Origin of the sequence: Paenibacillus sp. oral taxon 786 str. D14 (assembly GCF_000159955.1) — a bacterium.
GTDB classification, from domain to species: Bacteria; Bacillota; Bacilli; order Paenibacillales; family Paenibacillaceae; genus Fontibacillus; species Fontibacillus phoenicis.
In genome coordinates this window covers 52,534-77,854 of sequence record NZ_GG695975.1, presented here as the reverse complement: position 1 = coordinate 77,854, position 25,321 = coordinate 52,534, and the positions used below count along the sequence as shown (strand labels likewise).

General features: G+C 52.9%; 26 protein-coding genes and 1 other annotated feature. Of the genes, 13 read left to right on the top strand and 13 right to left on the bottom strand.

The window, feature by feature from the left end; all coding sequences use genetic code 11:
- The first annotated feature begins 279 nt into the window (after positions 1 to 279).
- The 3 genes from POTG_RS10250 to POTG_RS10240 all read left to right on the top strand — a co-directional run bounded on the left by POTG_RS10250 (position 280) and on the right by POTG_RS10240 (position 4,451).
- Positions 280 to 1,449, top strand: coding sequence for an MFS transporter (locus POTG_RS10250; protein ID WP_009224750.1), 1,170 nt, complete (start codon positions 280 to 282; stop codon positions 1,447 to 1,449).
- Positions 1,450 to 1,882: 433 nt separating this feature from the next.
- Entirely contained in the window at positions 1,883 to 3,961 is a 2,079-nt protein-coding gene (locus POTG_RS10245) for a serine hydrolase domain-containing protein (RefSeq protein WP_009224749.1), read from the top strand.
- Between the two features lie 130 nt (positions 3,962 to 4,091).
- A complete protein-coding gene (locus POTG_RS10240; RefSeq protein ID WP_036644969.1) occupies positions 4,092 to 4,451 on the top strand; it encodes a toprim domain-containing protein in 360 nt (119 codons plus the stop codon).
- A 12-nt stretch (positions 4,452 to 4,463) separates the two neighbouring features.
- Here POTG_RS10240 and POTG_RS10235 read toward each other — a convergent pair whose 3' ends face one another.
- The 3 genes from POTG_RS10235 to trpS form a co-directional block, all read right to left on the bottom strand.
- Positions 4,464 to 5,063, bottom strand: coding sequence for an SCO family protein (locus tag POTG_RS10235; RefSeq protein ID WP_009224747.1), 600 nt, complete (start codon positions 5,061 to 5,063; stop codon positions 4,464 to 4,466).
- A 15-nt stretch (positions 5,064 to 5,078) separates the two neighbouring features.
- On the bottom strand, positions 5,079 to 6,017 hold the full coding sequence (gene cyoE / locus POTG_RS10230) for a heme o synthase (RefSeq protein ID WP_009224746.1): 939 nt from the start codon (positions 6,015 to 6,017) through the stop codon (positions 5,079 to 5,081).
- Between the two features lie 227 nt (positions 6,018 to 6,244).
- Positions 6,245 to 7,228, bottom strand: a complete 984-nt coding sequence (gene trpS / locus POTG_RS10225; RefSeq protein WP_009224745.1) for a tryptophan--tRNA ligase — start codon at positions 7,226 to 7,228, stop codon at positions 6,245 to 6,247.
- An 80-nt stretch (positions 7,229 to 7,308) separates the two neighbouring features.
- Positions 7,309 to 7,583 (bottom strand) — a binding site (T-box leader).
- A gap of 121 nt (positions 7,584 to 7,704) precedes the next feature.
- Here trpS and POTG_RS10220 point away from each other — a divergent pair.
- Positions 7,705 to 8,694: an aldose 1-epimerase gene (locus POTG_RS10220; RefSeq protein WP_009224744.1), complete on the top strand. Its 990-nt coding sequence runs from the start codon at positions 7,705 to 7,707 to the stop codon at positions 8,692 to 8,694.
- Between the two features lie 164 nt (positions 8,695 to 8,858).
- Positions 8,859 to 9,086: an alpha/beta-type small acid-soluble spore protein gene (locus POTG_RS10215; RefSeq protein WP_009224743.1), complete on the top strand. Its 228-nt coding sequence runs from the start codon at positions 8,859 to 8,861 to the stop codon at positions 9,084 to 9,086.
- Between the two features lie 79 nt (positions 9,087 to 9,165).
- Here the strand turns inward: POTG_RS10215 and POTG_RS10210 are convergent, their stop codons facing one another.
- Together POTG_RS10210 and POTG_RS10205 are read right to left on the bottom strand one after the other, a co-directional pair.
- A complete protein-coding gene (locus POTG_RS10210; RefSeq protein ID WP_009224742.1) occupies positions 9,166 to 9,582 on the bottom strand; it encodes a hypothetical protein in 417 nt (138 codons plus the stop codon).
- Positions 9,583 to 9,790: 208 nt separating this feature from the next.
- Complete coding sequence (locus POTG_RS10205; RefSeq protein ID WP_009224741.1) at positions 9,791 to 11,593, bottom strand: M3 family oligoendopeptidase; 1,803 nt, start codon at positions 11,591 to 11,593, stop codon at positions 9,791 to 9,793.
- 110 nt (positions 11,594 to 11,703) lie between these two features.
- Between POTG_RS10205 and POTG_RS10200 the strand changes: the two genes are divergently transcribed.
- Together POTG_RS10200 and POTG_RS10195 are read left to right on the top strand one after the other, a co-directional pair.
- Positions 11,704 to 11,907, top strand: coding sequence for a YycC family protein (locus POTG_RS10200; protein ID WP_036644968.1), 204 nt, complete (start codon positions 11,704 to 11,706; stop codon positions 11,905 to 11,907).
- On the top strand, positions 11,904 to 12,134 hold the full coding sequence (locus POTG_RS10195; RefSeq protein ID WP_009224739.1) for a hypothetical protein: 231 nt from the start codon (positions 11,904 to 11,906) through the stop codon (positions 12,132 to 12,134). Before POTG_RS10200 ends, POTG_RS10195 begins: the two co-directional genes overlap by 4 nt.
- Before the next feature lie 105 nt (positions 12,135 to 12,239).
- On the opposite strand, the gene POTG_RS10190 is transcribed toward POTG_RS10195, so the two are convergent.
- Together POTG_RS10190 and POTG_RS10185 are read right to left on the bottom strand one after the other, a co-directional pair.
- Positions 12,240 to 12,938 (bottom strand): DUF2225 domain-containing protein, encoded by a 699-nt coding sequence (locus tag POTG_RS10190; protein WP_009224738.1) that lies wholly within the window; start codon positions 12,936 to 12,938, stop codon positions 12,240 to 12,242.
- Positions 12,939 to 12,992: 54 nt separating this feature from the next.
- Positions 12,993 to 13,370: a globin domain-containing protein gene (locus POTG_RS10185; RefSeq protein WP_009224737.1), complete on the bottom strand. Its 378-nt coding sequence runs from the start codon at positions 13,368 to 13,370 to the stop codon at positions 12,993 to 12,995.
- A gap of 398 nt (positions 13,371 to 13,768) precedes the next feature.
- On the opposite strand from POTG_RS10185, the gene ylbJ reads away from it, so the two are divergent.
- The 3 genes from ylbJ to POTG_RS10170 all read left to right on the top strand — a co-directional run bounded on the left by ylbJ (position 13,769) and on the right by POTG_RS10170 (position 17,458).
- Entirely contained in the window at positions 13,769 to 14,992 is a 1,224-nt protein-coding gene (gene ylbJ / locus POTG_RS10180) for a sporulation integral membrane protein YlbJ (protein ID WP_009224736.1), read from the top strand.
- Between the two features lie 111 nt (positions 14,993 to 15,103).
- Positions 15,104 to 15,907, top strand: coding sequence for an NAD kinase (locus tag POTG_RS10175; RefSeq protein WP_036645006.1), 804 nt, complete (start codon positions 15,104 to 15,106; stop codon positions 15,905 to 15,907).
- Positions 15,908 to 15,964: 57 nt separating this feature from the next.
- Positions 15,965 to 17,458: a S41 family peptidase gene (locus tag POTG_RS10170; protein ID WP_050769737.1), complete on the top strand. Its 1,494-nt coding sequence runs from the start codon at positions 15,965 to 15,967 to the stop codon at positions 17,456 to 17,458.
- Between the two features lie 30 nt (positions 17,459 to 17,488).
- Here POTG_RS10170 and POTG_RS10165 read toward each other — a convergent pair whose 3' ends face one another.
- Positions 17,489 to 17,851, bottom strand: a complete 363-nt coding sequence (locus POTG_RS10165) for a YutD family protein (RefSeq protein ID WP_009224733.1) — start codon at positions 17,849 to 17,851, stop codon at positions 17,489 to 17,491.
- Positions 17,852 to 17,871: 20 nt separating this feature from the next.
- The gene (lipA, locus tag POTG_RS10160) at positions 17,872 to 18,810 is read right to left on the bottom strand and encodes a lipoyl synthase (RefSeq protein ID WP_442852587.1); all 939 of its coding nucleotides are present in this window, start codon (positions 18,808 to 18,810) and stop codon (positions 17,872 to 17,874) included.
- Positions 18,811 to 18,933: 123 nt separating this feature from the next.
- On the opposite strand from lipA, the gene POTG_RS10155 reads away from it, so the two are divergent.
- Positions 18,934 to 19,986, top strand: coding sequence for a M23 family metallopeptidase (locus POTG_RS10155; RefSeq protein ID WP_009224731.1), 1,053 nt, complete (start codon positions 18,934 to 18,936; stop codon positions 19,984 to 19,986).
- Between the two features lie 11 nt (positions 19,987 to 19,997).
- Here POTG_RS10155 and yunB read toward each other — a convergent pair whose 3' ends face one another.
- Positions 19,998 to 20,888 carry a sporulation protein YunB gene (gene yunB / locus POTG_RS10150; protein ID WP_009224730.1) on the bottom strand — a complete coding sequence of 297 codons (891 nt, stop codon included), beginning with the start codon at positions 20,886 to 20,888 and terminating at the stop codon, positions 19,998 to 20,000.
- Positions 20,889 to 21,156: 268 nt separating this feature from the next.
- Here yunB and POTG_RS10145 point away from each other — a divergent pair, with 268 nt between their 5' ends.
- Positions 21,157 to 21,519: a hypothetical protein gene (locus POTG_RS10145; protein WP_009224729.1), complete on the top strand. Its 363-nt coding sequence runs from the start codon at positions 21,157 to 21,159 to the stop codon at positions 21,517 to 21,519.
- Positions 21,520 to 21,624: 105 nt separating this feature from the next.
- On the opposite strand, the gene POTG_RS10140 is transcribed toward POTG_RS10145, so the two are convergent.
- The gene (locus POTG_RS10140) at positions 21,625 to 22,416 is read right to left on the bottom strand and encodes a TrmH family RNA methyltransferase (protein ID WP_009224728.1); all 792 of its coding nucleotides are present in this window, start codon (positions 22,414 to 22,416) and stop codon (positions 21,625 to 21,627) included.
- 61 nt (positions 22,417 to 22,477) lie between these two features.
- Positions 22,478 to 23,152 (bottom strand): potassium channel family protein, encoded by a 675-nt coding sequence (locus tag POTG_RS10135; protein ID WP_009224727.1) that lies wholly within the window; start codon positions 23,150 to 23,152, stop codon positions 22,478 to 22,480.
- 170 nt (positions 23,153 to 23,322) lie between these two features.
- Between POTG_RS10135 and sspI the strand changes: the two genes are divergently transcribed.
- Positions 23,323 to 23,559: a small acid-soluble spore protein SspI gene (gene sspI, locus POTG_RS10130; protein ID WP_009224726.1), complete on the top strand. Its 237-nt coding sequence runs from the start codon at positions 23,323 to 23,325 to the stop codon at positions 23,557 to 23,559.
- Between the two features lie 76 nt (positions 23,560 to 23,635).
- Here sspI and POTG_RS10125 read toward each other — a convergent pair whose 3' ends face one another.
- Entirely contained in the window at positions 23,636 to 25,219 is a 1,584-nt protein-coding gene (locus POTG_RS10125) for a peptide chain release factor 3 (protein WP_009224725.1), read from the bottom strand.
- Positions 25,220 to 25,321: the final 102 nt, after the last annotated feature.

The window sequence follows — 25,321 nt, the reverse complement described above, 5'->3', positions numbered from 1 at the left end:
CCATGATTTTTGATTTCTGCATTTTGATTCTAACCCATTATACATGATGGCCCAAGACCATGTCAGCTTAACCCCCAATCCCGCGGATTTCAAGCATTTACGCCGAACCACATCTTCGTTCTACTTCGTGATGGAAAGCCGCAAAGGCTTTTCATCACCGAGAAGGTTGGATGAAGCTTGGATCGAGTAGCTGAGCGCAGCTGCCTGGGGGTAATAAGTTCGTCCTGGGGAGCGTACAAGTAATACTAACGTTCATTCTACGCAAAGGAGGGGCGACGCGTGAAAATCGCCTTCTGGCTGTACTTCTTTATGTTTCTGGCTTTCTTCGATCTGCACGCCCAGTACCCGATCCTAACTCCGTTTGCCTTGTCGCTGGGAGCCGCGCCGACGTTTATCGGCTGGATGATGGGGATTTATGCGCTGACGCATCTGCCGGGCAACCTGCTCGCCGGCCAGGGCGTCGACCGTCACGGCAGCAAGCCGTACATGATCTTCAGCCTGGTGACTGCCGGCGGGGTTCTGCTGCTTCAAGCCCATGTAACGGAGCCTTGGCAGCTGCTCGTGCTGCGCTCCATCAGCGGTTTTGTGCTCGCCTTCCTGTCCCCGGCCTGTCTGGCAATGCTCGCCTCGCTGTCCAAAAATCCGGTACAGCAAGGTAAGCTGATGGCCGGTCACGGGGTGATGCATACCGTTGCTTCCGTCGTGTCACCGGCCGCCGGTGCTTTCCTTGTCGCCCAATCCGGCTTTTCCATCGCCTTTCAAATGCTGGGCTGGCTGTTGATCTCGACGGGCATCATTGCCATTTTTACGATCAAGGAGCCTCCCCGTTTGGTTGCGGAAGGTCTGGCCAAATCGGGCTCTGTGAAGTCACGGGTACCGGTGAAGATCAATGTGATCCCTTTGCGCTATTATGTGCTGCCGCTCGCCGTCGCCTGCTCCCAGGGCATTTTGTTTTTTGAACTGCCGCTGCAAGCCGGCGGAGCCGAGGGGATCATGAATACAGGCTTCTATTTTTCCATTATCAGCTTAGGGGCGCTGGTCACGCTGTCGATGTTATTTTTGAGCCGTTATTCCCCTTATTTAAGAGCCAGCATCGGCGTTCTGGGGATCGCCTTATCTTTCTTTGCCCTGGCCGCATTTGAGTTCATTCCGCTTCCCGTCGTGCTTGTGGTCTTAGGGATGGCTAAAGGGGTCGTGTACCCGGCCATAGCTTCGTTGTTTATCGATTTAAGCGGCGGAAAACGGCTGGGTACCGTGTTTTCACTGCAATCGATCGCCATGTCGCTGGGTTCCTTTATCGGCCCGATTGTCGCGGGAGCGATGCACGGCAGCTATTCCCCTTACTTCTTAGCCTTTTTCGTGCTGATGCTTGCCATCATCATCGTCCCGCCCAGAAAGTTCACCGCAACCCTGCCGCCCCCAGTTGGCGCGGGCACCGGACACCACTGATCCATGTCCTTTTAAGCCTACGGGACAAGTGCAACGGATTTTTCATCCAAGGTTAGGCTGCCGCACAGGGCACATGATAGGGTCCTACATAAGATAATCGTGTAGTAACCGATCATGTTTGAAAGCGGGGTGAACATGAATGGGCGGCATTGACAATTGCGGACCGGGCCCGGTGGTTCCTGGCTATGGATTCTGGACAACGACGGGGACGATCCTCGTGTTGTACATCTTACTGGTAATCATCCTCCGTGCTCCTTTTTATTAATTCTTGCAATCGCTACTGACCCCTGCACACCGGTCTGCCCTCGGGCAGGCCGCTTTTGTTTATGGGGTTTCTAAAGTACTAAATTTCCATAATGTTCCGAAAAAGATGAACCCTTCCCTCCTTTGTTAACGTAACTAAAAATAGATAAAATTTTAGGGAGGGCTCTAGTTGAAGAAGAAACGAAACGCGATTTTTGCCATCATTCTTACGCTTACGCTATGGTTGCCTGGAGGTGCTATGGCAGCCGAGACTCCGCCGACCAACACCGCACCTCAGGGATTGGAGGAAATCGCCGCCGCAAAGGCCGCATTGCTCACCGATACTTACGGAACAACCAGCGTTCAGTACGCTCTGGTCGACCATGGCAAGCTCATCGTTTCGGGGCAAGCCGGCAAGAACGATCCTGAAGGAAAGATCCCGCTGACCTCTGAAACGATGTACGGCATCGGCTCCACCAGCAAAATGTTTACGACCGCTGCGGTCATGAAACTGGTCGATCAAGGCAAAATCAACCTCGATTCGCCGTTGGTGAATTATATCGCGGAGTTCAAGATGAAGGACGAGCGGTACAAGCAGATCACGCCGCGCATGCTGCTGAACCACTCCGCAGGACTACAGGGATCCAGTCTTGCCAACGCGTTTTTGTTCGAAGACAACGACCCTTATGCGCATGATACGCTGCTTGACCAACTGGCCAATCGATCTCTGAAGGCCGACCCAGGAGCGTATTCCGTGTACAGCAACGACGGGTTTACACTGGCGGAAATTTTAGTTGAACGCGTCAGCGGGATGGATTTTACTGACTTTATCCACCAGGAATTCACCGGACCGCTGGGCATGAAGCATACGCTGACGCCGCAGGATGGTCTGGACTTTGGCAAGCTTGCCGCAATCTATGCACCTGGAAGTCCAGAGCCATTGCCGAAGGAAACGGTGAATGTGATTGGGACGGGCGGCGTTTACTCCACCGCCGAAGACCTGGTGAAATTTGCCGATTTGTTTACGGGCGAAGCGGACAGCATTTTGTCCAAACAAGCCGCTAAAGTGACGGCACAGCCGGAATATAAAAGAGGAATCTGGCCTCAGGATACCGACAACAGCTTTGATTTTGGTTTAGGCTGGGACAGCGTAAAACTGTTTCCTTTTAATGAATACGGCATCCAAGCATTGGCCAAAGGCGGCGATACACTGATGTATCATGCTGAACTGGTCGTGTTGCCGGACCACCAAATGGCGGCGGCGGTTCTCTCCTCTGGGGGCTCCAGCTCGCTGAACCAATTGCTAGCGAACGAACTGCTGCTCCAAGCGTTGAAGGAGAAGGGCACAATCACGGAGTTTAAGCCGGCCAAGTCCTTTGGTTCGCCGGAACAAGCTGACATGCCTGAAGAGCTCAGGCAGTTTAGCGGGTTCTACGGGGCAACCAACCAGCTGTTCCGCATCGATGTTGCAGATGGTGAAATCCAAATCACATCCCCGTTTGCACCTGGCGAATCGTTAGGACTTCCCAAGCTTGTTTATACGAAAGACGGCACCTTTGTCAGCGAAGACGGCTCACTGAAGGTCAGCTTCGTGAAGGAGAAGAACGGGCGCACCTATCTATGGCAAAGACAATACGCCACCGTTCCTGAATTAGGTCAGCTCGCGCTTAATCTGTATTCCGCGGAGAAATTGGAGGAAAACGCCATTTCACCGGAAGTTGAGGTAGCCTGGAAGCAACGCGATGGGAAAAGTTATTACCTCGTATCGGAAAAATACAGCTCGATGGCTTACTTCATGATGTTGCCGGTCGTTCAAGTGAACCGTACGGACAGCTTGCCCGGTTACGTGATGGACAAACAAATTACGGGCCCTGATACGCTGATGGGCAAACATCAGGTTCCAACGACAGGCAGCCGGGATTCCGCAGAATACCGCTTCTTTACCCAAGGCGGAAGCGAATATTTGGAGGCCGCCGGCTCCTTGTACCTCAGCGGCGATCAAATCCAAGAGTTGTACCCCGGCAAGAAGTCCACGGTGACCTTGCAGCCGTCTGAGCAAGCCCGTTGGTTCACCATTCCGGCGAAAGCCGCTGGAAAGACGATCACCGTAGATCTGCCAGCCAAGGCATCCTTTGCGGTTTATGACGCCGCCGGGGCTTGCGTGAACTTCTCGGTGGCCAGCGGCAGTAACCAAGTGAAACTGCCCGAGAACGGAACCATCGTGTTTATTGGCGATCCAGGCATGCGTTTTGGCATTGAATTGAACTAATCGATAATACTTGTCCTTATTTTCTTATCTAATTTCTAGCAGTTTTGCATGAAGTCCCCTCCCGGGTATAAACTAGAAGCGTAACGCCCCCAGCTTGGAGGTTTACGCTTTAGCCCGGAGGGGATTTATTTTGCCAATTAGCATTATCGTGGAAGGGAAGAACGACCGCAGCAAGCTGCGGCGCTTATTAGACGAAGAAGTCCGCATTTATTGTACGTTTGGTACGTTAAACACTGAGAAGCTGGAGAGCTTGCGCAAGAAGGTCAAGGATGACGAGTTGTTTCTGTTCCTCGACAACGATCCTTCCGGCAAACGGATTCGCGGCGTACTTCGGGATGCTTTTCCCGATGCGGAGCAAATTTATACAAGACGGGGATATGCCGGAGTCGAAGGAACGCCCGATGAATACCTGATCGCCCAATTAGAAAAAGCCGGGCTGGAGGAATACATTGTCTATCCCCCAACACCGGCTTCCTATGACAAGTTTTGATCGCGAAGTGAGTTACTCCTTGGCGAGGCTGATCACACCCGCAGCGATTTCATCCGGCGTCGCCTCCGGCCGGTAAATTTCCCGCAGTTGGCCCTTACGGTCTACGAGACCGATGAGATCCATATGCACGAAATTCCCATCCGCATCCTTGTCGATCAGAATTTTAAAGGAGTCCATCGCCAGGTCGATCGTCTTCTGCTGATCCCCGCGCAGGAAATACCAGCCGGAATAATCCGCTTTGAATTTATCCCCAAACGCCTTGATGTTCTCCAGCGTATCACGTTCCGGATCAAACGTGATCGAGACGATCGAAGCATCTTTGCCGAACAAGCCTTTCTCTTTCAAAATATCCTGTACTTGGCTCAGCCGAAAGGTTGTGATCGGGCAAACGTCAGGGCAGTTGGCAAAGAAGAAATAAAACAGCCGGACTTTGCCATTCGTATCCTGCAGCGTCACCGTCTTGCCGTCTACGTTCTCCATGCTAAAATCCGCAACAGGACGGATCACCGGAAGCTTAGGCTTCGCATACGTATCCCAGAGCAGATAACCGGCTAGAATCACGCAGATGGCCAGCAGAATCCATGTCCATTTATATTTCTTCAAAACCGCCATTCCCCATCCCCCTAATTACAACCTTACCGTATCCAAGATCATCACGATTAAAGCAATCGTTAAATAGTTCACTGAGAAAATAAATACCCGTTTCGCCCAAGCGTCGTTATCCTTAGCCCGGAATCCCTGAAGTGCCATGAGCAGCCAAGCTACCGACAGCAGGCAGCCGATGATGAGGAACCAAACGCCCGTATAGCCGTAGGCATACATCAAAATCGGAATCGGAATCAGCAATGCAAGATAAGGGATCATCTGCAACTTCGTGCGCGGAATGCCCTTCACGACCGGCAACAGCGGGAAGCCAGCGGCCCGGTATTCCTCGGTACGGCGAATCCCCAGCGCCCAGAAATGGGGCGGTTGCCAGAGGAACAACAGGGCGAACAGCATCCAAGTTCCCAAATCGATCCGTCCCGATGCCGCAACATAGCCAATGACAGGCGGCATGGCGCCGGAGATGGCACCAACCGACGTACTCCAGGTCGAGCTCCGCTTAAGCCACAGCGTATACACCACCACGTAGACAAACATCCCTACCGCACCAAACAACCCGGCCAGCAGACCGGAGAAAATAAACAACACTGAAAGGCCCAGCACTCCCAAGATGACGGCATACCATAACACCGTCTTCGGAGCCAGCTTCCCCGTGGGGAGGACGCGATTCTTCGTCCGGGCCATCTTCGTATCCATCTCCCGGTCGAAGTAATTGTTAAAGACACAGGACGATGCCATCACCAGCGTCGTCCCCAGCAACATGACAATTAATTGAATATAATCAAGCTCCCAGCGGGAAGCCACCCAAAACCCGGCAAACGCCGCAATCAGATTCGAACGCAAAATGCCCGGTTTCGTTAAGGCGATAAAATCTCTCCAAGTCGCCGTCTCTCCCGGAGGAGTAGGTCTCACGGACAACGCAGCGGATTCCGAAGAAGCCTGAACACTTAATGGTTTGTCCACGCGCGATTCATTCCTCCTATATTTGAAATAAAGTTCAGTTTAGGTTTAGGTTTACCTCTATTGATCATTCATAAAACGTTCAACGTTTTTACCCTTACGCTATAAACTTTATCATATCAAAACCCTGAAATGTTTGACAATCGATGGAATATCGCGCATTAACTATGACAATTTAGTGACACAATTAGCCGCCGGGCGCAGCCGGCGGCTTTCTTTCAAAATATCGTTTATTTTCCGACAAACCCCATCAGGCGCTGAACATCCTGCAGCGTTTTCTCAGCCATTTCGGAAGCGCGCTCCGCCCCTTGGCGCAAGATGCTGCGCAGCTCGCCCGACTCGCGAATTTCACGGTACCGCTGTTGGAGCGGCTCCAGCACACTGACGACCACTTCGGCCAAGTCTTTTTTGAACGGACCATACATTTGCCCTTCATACCGCTGCTCCACTTCTGCGATAGTCAGTCCCGAGCATTGGCTATAGATTGTAATCAGGTTGCTGATCTCCGGTTTCGTCGCCGGATCGAATCTCACTTCGCGTCCGGAATCGGTCGTTGCCCGGCTGATCTTCTTACGGATTTCGTCCGGCGTGTCCAGCAAAGCGATATAGCTGCCTGGGTTCGGATTGCTTTTGCTCATTTTCTTGGAGGCATCATCCAGCGACATGATGCGTGCCCCAACCTCAGGAATGTACGGCTCCGGCAGCGTAAAGTATTCGCCAAACCGATGGTTAAACCGTCCTGCTAAATCACGGGTTAATTCCAAATGCTGCTTCTGGTCATCCCCAACCGGTACCAGGTCAGCGTTATAAATCAAGATGTCCGCCGCCATCAAAGCAGGATAGACGAACAGCCCAACCCCAACGGATTCCTTCCCGGCCGATTTGTCTTTAAATTGGGTCATTCGTTCAAGTTCGCCCATCGAGGTGAGCGTCGTCAGCAGCCATCCGAGCTGGGCATGCTGCATCACATGGGATTGCAGATAAACATTTGCTTTATTCGGATCGATACCGGCCGCGAGATAAAGCGCCGCAACCGCTTCGGATTGCTCCGTCAATGCTGCCGGTTCCTGCGGAACGGTGATCGCGTGCAAATCCACGATCATAAAGTTGCAGGCATGATCATGCTGCAGCTCCACGAAGTTCTTAATAGCCCCGATGTAATTGCCTAGTGTCAGTTTGCCGCTGGGCTGGATGCCAGATAATACTCTCTTCATGACGAAAATTCCTCCCTTTGATTCAAATGCTGCATGAGTAAGACCCCGGTTTTGGTAAAATGCAAAAAGGCCCCACGCCCGCAAGGGACGTGAGACCGTGGTGCCACCCTTATTTGCTGATGGTTGGAGCATTGGGGTTCGCGGTCAGCTTAGACGCGATGCCTCAACAAGATCAGCCTTTCCAATCCGTAACGTGGATGACCCGGCCGGCCTACTGACAACAGGCTCGCCGCCTCTTGCGTTCAACCTGGCGCTCCGAGGCCCATTCGGCACAAGCTCCTTCACCGGTTCGCATCAACCACCGGCTTTCTGCAGAACGGAAACTTCGCTTACTTCCCCTCATCAACGCTTTCTCGTTATGCCTATCATCATAAATAACACCAGCGGTGGTGTCAAATCTATTTTTCGTCTTACGCAAAAAGTGTTATGATTAGTCTAGCTTAAGGAACTGATTATGTGGGAAAAGGAGCAACGATATGAAAAAGGTGACCAAAGGGCAATGGAACGGTTACGATACGTACATCTTACATAGCCGCGAGCTTGAAGTCACGCTGCTACCTCGCCTAGGAAATAACGTCATTCGTATATGGGACAATGTCCAGCAGCGCGATGTGCTGCGTCATCCAGAAGAGAACGAACTTGATTTCTACCTGCAGAAGCCATATCATTTCGGCATCCCGCTCTTAACTCCCCCCGGACGCATTCGCAGAGGGAAATTCACGTATGCCGGGCAAGAATATCAATTTGATCGCAATACGGCAAATGACAACCACATCCACGGTCTGCACCGTACGCAAAGCTGGTGCGTGAGCGATATCGAAGAAGACGACGAAGGCTGCACCATCACAACGGAATTCAAAACCTCTGACGATCCAAATTGGATCCGTCAATATCCTGAGCCCTTGAAGCTGGAAATGACGCTCAGACTGCAAGGGGCAAGATTAACGCAAACCTTCAAAATTACGCACCTGGGTCAAAACCCGGCCCCCTTCGGTTTGGGGCTGCATACCTGGTTTCGAATTGACGGCGAGCCTGGGCGCTGGAAAGTGAAGTTGCCGGTGACGGAGCTTTACGAATTGGACGAGGAGAACATTCCTACCGGAAAGACCGCTCCGCTAGGGATATGGGATGCGTTAAACTCGGGCATGAATCTGCAAGGCGTGAATTGCGATACGATGCTGCGAATCGGAGATAAGCCGGTCGAAGCGTTGATGCTGCGCGACGACGGCTATGGCCTGCGCTACGCAGCGGATCCTGAGTATTTTAAATTTTGGGTGATCTACTCCAAGGGGGAAGCGGATCAATTCTTCTGCATTGAACCATACACTTGGTTGCCGGACGCTCCAAATTTGAACCTTCCCGCCAGTGAGACCGGGCTGATCGAATTGACGCCGCAACAAACGTTGGAATTAAATCTTTCCCTAGAAATGATCTATCCGAATACCGGTGATGATAACGAAGCTTAACCTTTTTCAAAATTTCCGCCTTCCTTTGGAAGGCGTTTTTTTCGTGATAACAAATCTTCTCGGCGAGAAGAAATAATTACCACTGCCATAGCTTTGAAGCTCCCCGCATATTTTGCACCCTACGAACCATACTAACATCACAAACGCCAAAGGAGGTGACAAACATGGCAGGTCAAAGCCGCGGAAGCCGTAATAACCTTATTGTTCCTCAAGCAACTGCTGCGCTGCAACAACTGAAATTTGAAGCAGCTCAGGAATTGGGCGTACAAATTCCGCAAGACGGTTACTATGGGAACTATACTTCCCGTGAAACCGGTTCTCTTGGGGGCTATATCACGAAACGTTTGGTTCAAATGGCGGAGCAGCAATTGTCGGGTCGTTCGAACCTGTAACTTGCATCCTCCCATTACCCTCTATAGAAACAGGCGGTCTGCTTAGCAGATCGCCTGTTTCCCTTAAATGTTGAACCCTTTAGGAAGACAGCTTTCGGTATGTACTAGCGCCTTTCTCCTTCTGCGGATACCGTTGGATCAGCAAATTGGCCATGTTATAATTCGATTCCATGATTGCATCCACGACTACGGCCCCTTGGCGCAGGGCAAATTCGTAGCTGATCTCGCCATGCGTCCAGTACCGCTTGTACTTCAGCGCTTCAATCGCCATTTTTCGAAAAGAGTGGATCTGTTCTGCATTTAGTCCGTAGGGTTCTTCACTAAGCTGCCCGTTTCGACCCGCAATCGGATTGTGGCGGATGCCAAACTTCCCGATGGTATTATTCCGGATCTGCAGAAATACGGTACCCGAAGTTAACCCCGACAGCTCCTCCTCCAGTTCCTTAAAAACCATGTCGATCTGCCTAACCAGCGATAGTTGCTCGGCTTTCAGCATATTCTCCCACCTTTCCCCCAAAGAATGCAACCTATGGTATAGGTCTTATGTCACATTATAGGTTAAATTTCCCTTTATATCAACATTATGCTATATATTTACTAATTATGTCTTGTTAGTCCAATATTTTCTTCTATCTTCCGACAAAATTCTGCAACAAAAAAGGCCCTCTTTCGAGGACCTAAACCTGTGAAGCAGATACAGTTGGTTATTGGGTTAATTCCAAGAAAGCGTCAACGTCGGCCACACATACCGCCATCGCATCGCGCCAAAAATCCGGCTTCGTTAAATCCACGCCCAGATGCTTGGCAGCCAGCTCTTCCACTGTCATCCGGCCGGTGTCTTGCAGCAGCGCATCATATTTCGCCGCAAAGCTTGGGCCTTCACGCAGCGCTTGCGCATAAATTCCGGTGCTGAACATGTACCCAAAGGTGTAAGGGAAATTATAGAAAGGCACATCTGTGATATAGAAATGCAGCTTGGATGCCCAGAAATGCGGGTGATAGCTGCCCAGCGCCCCCTGGAAGGCTTCGCGCTGTGCTTCTTCCATCAATTCACACAACTCGGCGGCATCCAAAAATCCCTGCCGGCGTTTCTCATAGAACCGGGTTTCAAACAAGAAGCGGGCATGAATATTCATGAAGAAGCTGATCGAATTTTGCACCTTATCGGCGAGCAGAACAATTTTCTGCTGATCATCTGCCGCATTTTTGACGAAGGCGTCAGCCAGGATCATTTCCGCGAAGGTCGAAGCGGTCTCCGCGACGTTCATCGCGTAATCCTGACTAAATCTCGGCAGCTCCTCCATCACGTACTGGTGATAGGCGTGCCCCAGCTCATGCGCCAACGTATATACGTTGGATACGTTCCCGCCAAACGTCATGAAGATCCGCGTCTGCTTGCTCAGCGGCAGAGAGGTACAGAATCCCCCCGGCCGTTTACCAGGACGGTCCTCGGCCTCGATCCAGCGCTTGTTAAACGCCATGGCGGCGAACTCCGCTAGCTTCGGGCTAAATTTGCCAAACTGCTGGACGATGTCTTCGGCCGCCTGTTCGTACGTAATTTTGCCGGCGGCTTGGCCCAGCGGGGAATCCACGTCGGTCCAGCTTAATTTCTCCACCCCAAGCAGCTTGGCTTTGCGCTCCAGATAAGCGACGAATTTCGGCTTGTTCTCGACGATCACTTGCCACATCGCATCCAGCGTGGCTTTGGACATCCGGTTAAGGGCCAGCGGTTCCTTCAGGATATCGTCCCATCCGCGTTTCTCGTACAATTTGATCCGGAACCCTGCCAAGCGGTTCAGCGCATCAGCACAATAGTCCTCCGCTTTGGTCCAGGCCTCCTCCCATTTTGGAAACACGCGCTCGCGCACGTTCCGGTCCGGATCATCCAGCTTGTTGGCCGCTTGGCCGACGGATAGCATTTTGACCTCACCATTGTCCTCTTCAAAGGGGACTCCCACTTTGGCAACGATCGTATCATAATGCTGACCCCAGCCGTGGTAACCGTCTACTGCCAGATCGGAAACCAGATTTTCCAGCTCCGGCGCAAGCTTCTCCCGCGCTTGCTCCCGTTTCTCGCGAAGCAAGAAGGAGATCGGCGCGATTTCCTCCCGCTGCATCCAAGCTTCCCACACCTCATCGTTCGTCAATCGGAGCAGGTTCCAGAATAAAGTCATCACGTTATTGAATGCAGCGTTTAACGAAGTGACTTTGGCGTCAAGCTGGAGAGCTTTCTTGTCGTGCTGGTCTTGCGCCGTCAAACAGCCGATAAAGCTGCCGGCTTCGGACAGACGGCTGTCTGCTGCTTGCAGATCCACAATCAGGCTGTCCAACGCCTTGGTCTCTTCTACAGTAGACGGGGCCTGCAGCTCTTGCAGTTTCGCCTGGTATGCGGCAATGTCCCGTTCCAGAGCATCCAGATGATCTCGCAGCGCTTTTGAGGCAGAGCCTCCCGGGAAAATCGTTTCCAGGTCCCAAGTGGGTTGAAGGGTTCCTACGAATCTTGACATAAGTTCGCTTCCTTTCCGTATCGTTTATAATTGATGCCTTATGGGATAACAGTGTATGCTAGTAGAGGATGCTCTATTATAACGCTTGTCTGAATACAGGGGGGATTTCCATGAGACCGTTGCAAATATCGGCGGATACCGCCGTGAAATTAGCCGCAAAACTCAAGGTGCCGGTCGAGCACCTTATGCATATGCCGCAGCACATTTTAATGCAAAAAATCGCAGAACTGGCGAAAGAAGAAGCAGGCCAGCCTTCCGCAGAAGCGGAAGCCGGAGATGCCAGCCAAGCCGGTCACGAACCGGAGCATTCATGATCCCCTTTAACCAAACGTGGCCTTATGATGTTGTCATGGGGGACGTGTATGTCCATGAGTGCCCATTTTGCTCCAGCCGTAACGTGCTGCTGCCTCTGAAGCCCCGCGAGTTGAAATCGATCCACGAGGGGAAGAAGAAGCTGCTCGTCTTCCCCTGCTGCGGGAACAAGCTACATGTCCTTGACTGTGACAACGATTACCTGTTAACCGATAAGGTTGTCCGGTAGAAATAACGTAATGTGACCAGGTCGCCTTTAGCGATCTAAAGGGCCGTTTCCTCTGGATACGGCCCTTCGTCATGTCTACGCTTGGATGTCTGCTTGTCCGTTCCGTCAACCGCGCATTTCCTCAGGCAGCTCATGTCCGCCATTCATCATTTCTTCGCGCAGCAGCGCCCATTGCTCGCGGGATGCCCGAATCATCGCCGCATCCATGATCCGCTTGTCATTAATGACGCGCCCAAACCATTTGACTGCGTCGTTGTACTTGCCAATCCGCCGGTTCAGCTCGCCGATCAAATACATCAGGCGGGCATCGCTGCCGCCGACGCCTTCTTTTTCGTAAACGCGGATGTAGGCTTCCAGCGAATACTCCAGAAAACGCTTCTCCTGTTCGACGTTGTACTTGTATCGATACAACCAAGCAATATGATGCAGCAAGCTGGCAATAATCCGGTCGGTTTCGCCGATGGTTTGTGCGCAAATCAGCGCCAGCTTGTACGTCTCCATCGCAGTCTCCCAATCCCGGCGCCCGCCATAGTCCTTCTGGTTAAACCGGCTGCCGATCGCCTCTTGGAAGAGGGCTCTTTGCCGGTCGGTCAAGCGGGATACCGAATTTTCCGTCGAAGCAAAACCGCAGGACGGGCATACCCGAACGACGTAATAATCCGGATTCTCCTTCTGATAATAGCCGCAAAAATCCGTATCCGTACGTACAGCCCGTTTAAAGCTCGGACGCACACGCGAGGTCGAAAATTCACTCTGGCAATGGATGCAAGTGACCTTGATCTGATAAAGCGGTTCAAGTTCCAAAACGTCCTACTTCCTTTCAATAATCTGCCCTGCCCGGCACATTAGTTCATCGGTCTAAGGTGTGTTCACGAAATGAAAAGCCGGGCCGGACAGACGCTCCAGCACGATCCCTCGCAGCGGCTCCTCGACTCCAATCTCCTCCAGCGCAGCTTTCATGCAGGCCAGCCAAGCCTCGGCGCGTTCCGTCGTCACCGGAAACGGCAAATGCCGGGCACGCATCATCGGATGACCAAAGGCATCAGAGTAGAGGGACGGGCCTCCAAAAAACTGCGACAAGAACATAAATTGCTTCTCCATGACCGGAGTAATGTCTTCCGGGAATAAGGGTCCTAACAACGGATCACGTTGAACCCGCGGATAGAAGGCTTCCACCAACCGCCGAATCGTCTCTTCTCCGCCGAGGTTGTCGTATAAACTCAAGCCTTGATTCATCTGTTCACCGCCTCCGTTTTTCCTTATTATATCAAAAAAAAATAAAAGCTCCTACCAAAGGAGCTTCTACTCGAATGCGGTCTTTCAATCTATCAGTAGCTGCGCCAATCCTCTTCGCCGGGATGGACGAGAGCGGCTCGAATGACATAAACAAAAGCACAGACAAGAATACCTGCGACAATGCTCATGAACATCACTCCATCCTCAAAATTTGGCTGCTGCACCATGTTTGATCAAATGATAGCTGGTACTAAAGTTCTATATTGGTCTTAAGCATCATTTTAGCATAGAAGCTCAAAAATATCAGCCCTTTTTTGAAACCGCTTCCTTTATTTTTTTGTGCTGTTTGTCCCATTCATTTCATACACTTCACTATGATTTGATGTGGAGGCGTACCCATGAAATTCCAACGCTTAACGGCTGTTTTGTTGCTCGTTGCCGCGCTGATGCTGGCCGTTCTGATGGCCTGTTACCCGGAAGCTTCCTGGCAGGCAGGGGTTCGCGGCCTCGCCATCTGGTGGGACGTGCTGTTCCCGTCCCTATTCCCGTTCTTCGTCATATCCGAAGTGCTGCTAGGCTTTGGGATTGTGCATTTTCTCGGCAAGCTGCTGGACCCGCTGATGAAGCCCTTGTTTCGGATCCCGGGCAGCGGCGGGTTCGTGCTGGCGATGGGGTTTGCTTCCGGCTACCCCGTCAGCGCCAAGCTGGCGACCAAGCTGCGCGAGCAACGGCTCGTTTCCCGGGTAGAGGGAGAACGACTTGTCTCGTTCACGACGTCATCCGACCCCATCTTTCTCATCGGGGCGGTCTCTGTCGGCTTCTTTGGCAATCCGAAGCTGGCCGGGGCGCTCGCTTTGACCCATTATGGAGGGGCCCTGCTGATCGGCCTGGTCATGCGCTTCTACCGTCCGGACCGAAACTTGCCGGCAGATCCCGGTGAAGGCGATGAATCCGGGCGCTTCAGCCTGAAGCTGGCGCTTAAGGCCATGCATGAAGCCCGGGTTCAGGACGGACGCAGCCTCGGAGAGCTGCTGCGGCAGGCAGTTGCCTCCTCCCTGCAGCTGATGACCGTAGTAGGCGGCCTGGTCGTATTTTTTTCCGTGATCCTGGAGGTGCTCACCGCTTCGGGCTTCATGGGCTTCCTATATACCGGGTTCCAACAGCTGCTGCCGCTGCTGGGTCTGCCCAGCCAGTTAACCGAGCCCCTCATGGGCGGCTTGTTTGAAGTCACCTTGGGCGCTAAAGCATCCGCGGCGCCGGAGGGAATCCCTTTGCAGTTCAAAGCCGCAGCAGCAGCTTTCATTCTCTCTTGGGGGGGCTTATCGGTTCATGCCCAAGTGGCCAGCATCTTAAATGGAGCTGACCTGCGTTATTTTCCTTTTCTAATCGCTAGGCTCCTTCATGCCGTGATTTCCGCCGGGCTGTTGCTGCTTCTCTGGAACCCCCTGATGGGGGCCGCGCCGGCGTGGGCGATTCATCCTCCTGAGTTTGGAGGCCAAGAAGTGCTTTACGGTTGGGGGGCTGTTCCGGGAGCGTCCCGTTTCTTCCTGGTGACCCTGGCCATCCTACTTATTTTGTCATTCCTGGCCGAAATCATTCGCCGCCAGCGGCACCGAAAATGAAACGTTGTGTTCTGCGGACGAATTGATTATGATCTTTACAAAAGGATATTCAAGCGCATGTTCAAAATAATGTTCGTTTTTGAACAGCCTTTTTCAAAGGAGCTTGTCAACTTGAGATACTTTGTACTTGACCGCGGCGATCAGCTGTCTGTGGAATTAAGCCAAACCTTTCATAAGCTTGCTGCGCAGCATGGGCTTGAGCTGGATGCGAAATCCCCGGACATCGTTGTCTCCATCGGCGGAGACGGCACAATGCTTCATGCCTTCCATACGTTTATCGATCAGATTCCTTCCATCGCATTTGTAGGAATTCACACGGGCCATCTGGGCTTTTACGCCGACTGGAAAGCCGACGAAATTCCTGAGCTGGTGGAAATGATGAGCGGTCATGCAGATCCCGGCTTGCTCAGGCCGCGCATCGTCCGTTACCCCTTAATCGATCTGGAGATTCAGAAGAGGTCGGGCAGCTCTTCCCACATTTGCTTAAACGAATTTACGCTGAAGGGCGTCGATGGCACTGTGGTTGCCCAAGTGGACATCAATGACCAAATGTTCGAAATGTTCCGCGGCGACGGCATTTGCGTATCCACCCCCTCTGGCAGTACTGCCTATAACAAGAGCTTGGGGGGAGCGATGATCCATCCGACGATTGAAGCGCTGCAGATCACAGAGATCGCTTCGATCAACAATCGGGTGTTCCGGACGCTAGGCTCTCCGTTGGTGCTGCCCAAGCATCATCATTGCGACATTTATTCGCGCAAGGAACAGCGCTTATTGCTGACCATTGACCACGTCAACCTGCCGATGGACGATCTAGTGTCCGTACGCTGCCAGGTGTCGGATCAGAAGATCAGCTTTGTCCGTTATCGGCCGTTTCCGTTTTGGAACCGGGTCCGCAATGCGTTCCTGGACTAATCGGCAGGTCTGACAAGCTCTTTGGATATCGAAAATATTGTAAAGGAAGAACTGAATATGATCTTAAGCTCATTCCGCAAGTATGCATTCATCCCGATGTTGTCCCTCGCCTTGCTGGGCTTGCCCCAGACGGTTGGAGCGGCCGGGACGGCAGGCGCTGCCGGTACCACCGCAGCTGGAACGATCATTCAGCTGGGAACGTCAGAAACCTCCACAGACCTTCAGACACTTCAGGAAGTGCTGAACTACCTGGAAGCCTACAACATTGAAGGCGTTGAGCGTCAGGAGTTTCTCGATAATGCGATACGCGGCATGGTTTATACGCTGGACGATCCCTATAGCGATTACTATTCCAAGGATGAACTGGAGAGCTTCGAGAATAGCGTAAATCAGGAGTTCGTTGGCATCGGAGTTACGCTTCGCTTCTATAACAACAAGCTGTACATCACCGACGTGTTGCCCAATTCTCCAGCCTCCAAAGCCGGCCTTCTGGCAGGCGATATCATCACCAAGGTGGATGCGAAGCCGGTAACCAGCAGCGAGGATGTCGCACGGATTCAAGGGGAGGAAAATACCCAAGTCACCATTACGATCAACCGGAACGGACAGGCTCTAGTATTTCCGATCACAAGAGCGCATTTCTCATTGCCTTCCGTCACCGGCAAGGTCATTCCTTCCAGCAAGGTCGGCTACATCGCCGTGACCTCCTTCTCCGATACAGCGGATGAGGAATTTGCGCAAAAATTAGCCGCCCTGCGCAAGGAAGGGATTGGCGCTCTCGTACTGGACCTGCGTGACAATCTTGGCGGTTACGTCGAATCGGCGGCCAACATCGCCAAGCAGTTCATGAAGGAGGGGATCCTGATGTACACCTCCGGCCAAAGCGGAGAGCTGCAGCCCGTTGAAATCACGGGTGGCCAAGACATCGGGATGCCGGTCGTGGTGCTGACCAACGGTCTGACCGCCAGCGCATCGGAAATCTTGACGGGGGCGCTGCGCGACAACGGAATCGCCAAGGTTGTGGGGGATCAAACTTACGGGAAGGCGCGCATTCAGAACGTATTCCCGCTGTCCAACGGCAGCTCATTGAAGCTGACAGTCCAAGCCTACTTGACGCCAAATAAGCTGGATTTCAACCATGTGGGGCTGAAGCCGGACGTTGAGGTGAAGAACAATGCAGCAGCGCAGTTGATTACCGGGATGTATGCAGCCGGGGTACGGCATATCAGCGTATCCGGCGGACCTGCCTCGCTGAACATTAACGGAGCGGCTTTCCCGGGATATATCGATGTGATTCAGGACGGCAAACTCATTTACGCCCCTTCCCGCTTATTATCGTCGCTGATTCAAGGAACGCCGGTGTGGAATTCGAAGAACGGGAAGTTAACCATCACCGATTCGCTTGGGAAGCAAACCGGATTTACCTTGGCTGCCAAAACGATCAAAGTTGTAGATGGTGAAGCTTATCTCGAGCTGCACGAGTTCCAGAAGAAATACCCGAAGCTGACATGGAGCTATAAACAAGGTATACTGAACTTATCTATGAAGTAATAACATAAAACAACAGAAACGGCCTCCCGATTATTCGGGGGCCGTTTCTGTTTCCTGTACTTGAACGTCTTTACCGTTTCCGGCATCTTTGTCCTTCGCTGCGTCCTTGTCCTTATGGTTGTCCCGCACCTTCTGAAGAACGAAATAGGCACAGCCGAAATTGCAGTATTCGTTAATATAATCCGTGATGCCGGAATACGCGGTATCCCGATTGGCCTTGGGATGGTTGTCCCGCAGAAAACCCTTGAGGCGGAGCTTCTCGTAACCCCAATCCCCAATAATGTAATCATAGCGGTCAAGCACTTCGCTGTAACGCTGCTTAAACGCTTCAGGATCCCACGCATCCCGATAATTCCGAATCAATTCGTAGGTTCTGCCGCCAATTTGAATCAAAGCTCCATCCTCCTTTCGGTTTACGGCAAAACGGGTACGCCGGCTTGTTTCTTGGCCGATTGGACCTGTTCATGCGCGTGATACGAGCTGCGCACGAGCGGGCCGGATTCCACGTGGCTGAAGCCGCGCTTCATGCCTTCTTCCTTCAACTCTGCAAACTGTTCAGGCTTATAATACTTCTCTACGCGCAGGTGCTGCGGAGTAGGCTGCAAATATTGCCCGATCGTCAAAATATCGCAGTCCACGGCCCGCAGATCGTCCATCGCCTGCAAAATCTCGTCCCACTCTTCCCCGACACCCAGCATAATGCTGGACTTCGTTGGAATCTCCGGCCGCATCTCCTTCGCCCGCCGGAGCAGCTCCAAGGAGCGGCGGTATTTCGCCTTCGCGCGAACGCGGTCAGATAACCGTTCCACCGTTTCGATGTTGTGGTTCAGAATATCCGGCTTCGCATCCATCACGATCCGCAGCGCTTCCTCATCCCCCTGAAAATCTGGAATAAGCACTTCTACGCTGCAGAACGGCAAGCGTTCCCGGATCGCCTTAATCGTCCCGGCAAAAATGCTTGCCCCGCCGTCCTTCAAATCGTCCCGGGCTACGCTGGTCACAACGCAGTGTCGCAAATTCATCTGCTCCGCTGCTTCAGCCACGCGCTGCGGCTCCTGCAAATCGAGCTCAGTTGGCATCCCGGTATTTACCGCACAGAAGCGGCATGCCCGCGTACAGATATCGCCTAAAATCATAAACGTTGCCGTCCGGTTGGCCCAGCACTCATATATATTCGGACAACGCGCTTCTTCGCAAACGGTATGCAAAGTTTTGGAGCGCATCATCTGCTTGATGTCTTGATAGTTGTCACCTGTCGTCAATTTGATACGAATCCAATCCGGTTTCGGTTCCTGGATTTGTTTAGCCAAAGCGCAAGACCTTCCTTCTTGTGATATAAGCTGTAGCGCCATTTATTATATCATGAAACCGCTGGAAAAACCTACTTCGCATATGGAATAAAAAAACAGCGTTTGCCTCAATCTAAGAGGGTCACGAATCGCGTGCAAAATAAAGGCGAAGGAGGAATACTTGCCTTGAAGTCTCAACGGTTTGCCCGCGGCAAAGCGCTCTGGTGCATCGCCTGCGTGATGCTGATTACCTCATTTTGGCCGATATCCGGCATAGGCGCTGCAGAGGCGAACGCTCCAGGAACAGCAGAGAAGGCGGTAGTCAGCGTATATCAGCAACGACGCACCTTGTACGAAGAAATGGAGTTGTTGACGAATGTTCCCTGGTATTGGCTTTCGGCTGTGGATCAATATGAACGCACCATCACGCCGCGTAAGGAACAACAGCAAGAGCAGCGCGTAACCGGATTTCGCTTCAAGGAAGCGTTCTGGACTGGGCCGCTGAATCCCGATCCCGAGGACCGGAATCCAGCCACCATCGAACTGTTTGGCGGCGTCGGGAAAGACGCCACCGCAGATGGCGCGGCCGATCCGAAGAACGATCGAGACGCCTTGTACACCTTGGCTTCTTACTTAACCAGCTTTGGCTATCAAGATGAGGATTTCCGCATCGCCTTATGGCGTTATTATCAAAATGATGCTGCCGTCGAACGGATTCGCCAATTCGCGAAAATGTACAAGCACTGGGGCAAGCTGGACTTAACGGACAGCGCCTTTCCGCTTCCGCTGCGCAGTTCCTATACCTATCGCGATACCTGGGGAGATCGGCGCGGCTGGGGCGGCCTCCGAATCCATGAGGGAACGGATATTTTTGCCCCGATGGGCGTCACGGTACGCAGCGTCTGCTACGGGATTGTGGAAACAAAAGGTTGGAACCCCTACGGGGGCTGGCGCATCGGTATCCGGGATATCCAGAACCGATACCACTATTATGCGCATCTGCAAGGTTATGAGAAAGGAATCGAGGTCGGTCATTTCGTCGAACCCGGGCAAACGATCGGCTGGGTCGGTAGCAGCGGATATGGCCCGCCAGGAACGTCGGGAAAATTCCCGCCGCATCTGCATTACGGAATCTATCGGGATACGGGAAGCACGGAATGGGCGTTTGATCCTTACCCTCTGCTGAAGAAATGGGAGCAAGCCGAACGTTCCAAAAAAAATAAAAGGGCGACCAAATAATCGGCGCCCTTTTATTCATGTCCCCCCGCATCGGATGTCTCTGAGCTTTCCGACTCCTCCGAGCTTGATCCCTTGTTCCCGGCCTCTGTATTCCCAGCGGAATTGGAATCCCCTGTTCCTCCAGTTCCATCCGGCAAAACCGCTTTATCCTTTGTTAGCGGCTCGGTCGTATCCTTGTCACCGGGCAGCACCGGAAGCGCAATGTTGGGTGCATTTGCCTGGCCTTCACCAACCGGGTTGCCCTTACTGTCATAGTAGTACATCGGCACATCTCCGACCACAAGCAGGTAGGACACCGGGATTTCCGTTTCGACCGTCTGCGACTCCATGTCAAACGGGACGACTACGGCCAGCTCCGTTTTTACCCGTAGGTACACTTCGACAAGAATCATATTAATCCCGGCATCCTGTTGCCGGGTATTCAGGTCAACCTTCACATCCCCTTTGGGCTCGATTTTGATCGGGATGCTGGGACCAAAGGAAGCCAGGATCGGACTGCCGAGAGCCTGCCCCAGCGGGATGGATTCCGATAATCGAGCGACTTCCACCAGCGTATGCCGCACCGTTTGAATCGTTTCAGACGTCACCTTCATATGGGCCGAGTAGTTGAGCATAAACCCGGTAATTTTCCCGTTATCGCCCATCTTCCAATCGATCAATTCTTCGACCTGTTGTTGATTCGCCACCTGCGCGGTGATGGCGTCGTTAATGGATTCCGTAGCGATTTGTTTCACTCGAATTTGCGCCAGATGAATAATCGGCCCTGTCATCCGGCGTTCGACATACTGCACAAATTGCACCAAGCCGATCACCGTGATGATCACAAGAACGATCCAAATCGTCCGTCTATGCTTCGGCCGCCTTGTTCGGCTTCGCCATCCGCGTCGTCGTCGTATCCGCATGTTTCATCCCCCCTGCAGCGGGAAACCTTCTAGAGGTAAGCTTGAGCTTGACATCAATACTTCTCTACAAAGTTATGCGGGACAGGAGCAAAAAAGAAGGACGCGCATTGGAAATACACAGATGTGCTGTTTTGTCTCTTGATTTTTTGCGATCAATTTCGTATAGTTCTCTAGTATTAAATTTTTGTCATAAATTTACTTCAAAAGCTCCCATGAAGCGTGCTATAATATTCATAATAGTGTATAAATATACAAGGGGACCTGCATCATGAACAGCTCAAAAACGCTGTACCAAGTCACCATCGAATTAAGGAAAGATCAACTGGCGTCGAAAGTCTTGCCTTGGAAGTTGCTTGTGGAAACGAATCGCTATTACGAAATCAAACCCATTACAGGATCGGGATCGGTCAAACGACTGTATAAAGAGAAGCTGAATATCGCCGTTCACGAAACAAAGCACTACTCGGCCGGGACCTTGGCAGTTTCCGCTTTTTGTAAAGAGGAGCATATCGAGGAGATCCGCAAGTATCTGATCGAACAGCTCGACTCCAAAATTAATAACTACATGAAGGACCTGGAACTAAACAAAAAAGCCCTTTACTCCAAGCTGGCCATCAAAAGCTACACCTAAATAAACCCTGAACCAGACGATCTGGTTTCGGGGTTTTGATGTTTTTCTTTAATGCATGGCTCGTTAGTTTACGGCTTTTAAATGAACCGAGCTTGACCGCTGGCGTTAGCGGTAATACCGTTGCCGCATCGCCTCATACAGCAGCACGGAGGCGGCCATTGCCACGTTCAGCGATTCGGCCTGGCCGCGCATCGGGATCAGCAGCCCGTCGTCCATGAGCTCGCGGACCGCCGGGCTAAGGCCGCCGCCTTCGCTGCCAAACAGCAGCCACACGGGCTGCGTGAAATCGTAGGCGAAGCAGTTCGCCGCCGCCTGCAGGCTGGTGCCGGCCAGCCGGATGCCCCGCTGCTTCGCCTGCGGCAGCACCTCTGCCAGGTCGGCATGCACGACCGGCAGGTGGAACAGCGAGCCCATGGTGGCGCGCAGCACCTTGGGCCCGTAGATGTCGGCGCAGCCAGCGCCGACGATGACCCCGTCCGCCGCGACCGCATCGGCGCTGCGGATGATCGTGCCGACGTTGCCGGGGTCCTGCACACCGTCGAGCACGACCACCAAGCTCCGCTCCTTCGCAAGGAGCGGAGCGACCGTCCCGCGGTCCTTGCGCACGACCGCGAACACCGGCTGCGGCGACTTCGTATCGCTGCACTTGGCGATCACGGCGGCGGACACGCCGATCCAGTCGACGTCCAGCCCGGCGGACGCCGCAGCCTGCAGCTCGACCGGAATGCCGTGCTCGAGGTCATAGCAGACGCATTCCACGTCCGCCCGCGACTGCAACGCCTCCTGCACGAGGTGAATGCCCTCAATCAGATATTTCCCTTGCTTGTCCCGATTTTTCTTCTCAAGCAGCCCCGCCCATTCCTTGACGCGGGGGTTCTGTGCAGACAAAATTTCCATATCTTTTCCATCCTTAACATGGTTTAAAAAATGATCCGTCGCTCACGAAGCGAGGCTCGTCTTACTCCTCCGCGTAAGCCAACTCGAGCTTCGTCAAGTCGCCCTTCTCGCCGACGATGACGAGTACGTCCTCCTCCGTCAGCGAGACCGTGGCCGCCGGGGAGATGTTCATTTTGCTGCCCCGTTTGATCGCCATCACGTTACAGCCAAACCGGGCGCGAATATCCAGTTCCTTCAGATTCTTGCCGATCATCTGTGAGCTGACGCGCATCTCCACGATGCTGTACTCGTCGGACAATTCGATGTAATCCAAGACGTTCGGTGAAGTCAGATGATGTGCCACCCGAAGCCCCATATCCCGTTCCGGGAAAATGACCTTATCGGCCCCTATTTTCTGCAATACTTTGCCATGCAATTCGTTTTGCGCCTTCACCACAATGAGCGGCCCGCCCATGTCTTTGAGGATCAGCGTGGTTAAAATGCTGGCCTGGATGTCTTCACCGATCGCCACGACAACGACGTCAAAATTCCGAATCCCCAGTGCGCGCAGCGCATCTTCATCGGTGGAATCTGCGGTTACCGCGTGCGTGACCAGATTCGCCACGGCTTGCGTATGATGTTCATCCGCATCGATCGCCAGTACGTCAAAGCCCATGCTGCTGAGTGCCGTTGCCACGCTTAAACCGAATCGGCCCATACCGATCACGGCAAACTGTTTTTTGGCTGCATTTGCCATGCTCTCACCACCCATCCATTTTCCATCCGATTTAGTATACCACAATCCCCCGAAGAGATTTGGTTAAACCCTGCAAAACGGGTCGTTTTTCAACACCCCTGCGCATTATCCCAGTTCCAATCGGGCAAATTAACACCGGGCAAGTCACATATTTCAAGGAGGGAAACTACGTGCCATCCATTACACTCGACCTGCGTCAAGCGATTATGCACAAAATTCACGGCAAAGACGAGCAAGGGCTGCGGGAGATGATCGAAGGTTCGATCGACGCTCAGGAAGCCGCACTGCCGGGTCTTGGCGTCGTCTTCGAAACGATCTGGAAGCATATCGATACGTCCAAACAAAATGAACTGGTATCCGTGCTCAAGCAGCAAGTGGATCAGGCTAGCCTCAAACCATTGAAATAGAACTGCCCGCTACAACAAGACCGCCCTGTCCAAGGGCGGTCTTTCCTTTGTCCGGGAGGCTGCGGACTTTCACTTCTTAAGGTGCGGTCTCCAGGAACTTGGCGTCTGGATTTTTCTCCATCGCCGTCCGCATCGCGTATTCATTTTCGAACAACGCGACATAATTGCCTTTCTTATCCTTCACCAGCGTGGAATTGATCCGGAACTTGGACGGGTCGATTTTGTCGCCTACGATCCAGCGCGCGAACTGGTACGGCATCCGTTGAAGCTGGACATCCACGCCATATTCGCTCTTCATCCGGTATTCAAACACCTCGAACTGCAGTTGCCCGACCACGCCCAGCAGCGTATCTTCAAATCCGACCGTCGTGAACACCTGAATCGTGCCTTCCTCGGTCAGTTGGTCGATCCCCTTCTGGTATTGCTTATGCTTCAGCGCGTTCTTCACCGTCACCTTGGCGAAAATCTCCGGCGAGAACGTCGGCAGCTCGTCAAATACGATTTCACTGCCTTGGCTTAGCGAGTCGCCGATCCGGAAAATCCCCGGGTCAAATAACCCGACGATGTCCCCAGGATACGCTTCGCTGACGATATCCCGATCCTGGGCCAGGAATTGCTGCGGCTGGGACAGCTTGATCTCCTTGCCCGCCCGCACATGCTTCACCGTCATGCCGCGTTCGAACTTGCCCGAGACAATGCGCAGGAAGGCGATCCGGTCGCGGTGGGCCGGGTTCATGTTCGCCTGGATTTTGAACACGTACCCCGAGAACTTCTCGTTCGTAGGTTCAATCAAGCCTTGGGTACTGCGGCGCGGCGTCGGCTTTGGAGCCAACTGCAGGAAGTTCTCCAGGAACGTCTGCACGCCAAAATTGTTCACCGCGCTGCCGAAAAACACCGGCGTTAATTCGCCGCGGCGAACCTTCTCAAAATCAAACGGGTCCCCCGCCACATCCAACAGTTCCAGATCCTGACACAGCTGATCATGGAGATATTCGCCAGCCATTTCGCGAATCACCGGATCGGTATACCCATCCACCTTCTTCACCTGGATCGTGGAGTGGTCGTCTCCCTGGAACAGCTCAACCTGGTTTTTCATCCGGTCATACACACCCGACAGCTCGCGGCCCATCCCAATCGGCCAGTTCATCGGCACGGAGCGGATGCCCAGCACCTGCTCGATTTCCTCCATCAGTTCAAACGGGTTCCGGCCTTCCCGGTCCAGCTTGTTTATGAAGGTGAAAATCGGAATGCCCCGCTTCGCGCAGACCTGGAACAGCTTGATCGTCTGGGCCTCAACGCCCTTCGCCACGTCGATCAACATGACGGCGCTGTCTGCTGCGGTCAGCGTCCGGTACGTATCCTCCGAGAAGTCTTGGTGGCCCGGCGTATCCAAGATGTTCACCCGATGGCCGTTATAATCAAACTGCATGACGGAAGAAGTAACGGAAATCCCCCGCTGCTTCTCGATTTCCATCCAGTCACTTGTCGCGTGTTTGCTCGCTTTGCGCGCCTTGACCGATCCGGCGAGGCGAATCGCGCCGCCGAACAGCAGCAGTTTTTCGGTCAGCGTCGTTTTCCCGGCGTCCGGGTGGGAAATGATTGCAAACGTACGCCGTTTGTCCACTTCCTGCTGCAGCACTTGGTCCAATGCTTTGCTCATGCTCACTTTCCTCTCGTTCCACAAATTCACGTTCTCTATTGTAACATATTTTGTCCTTCCGTTAAGCAAAAACACCTTACGCCCAGACGGGACATGAAGGTG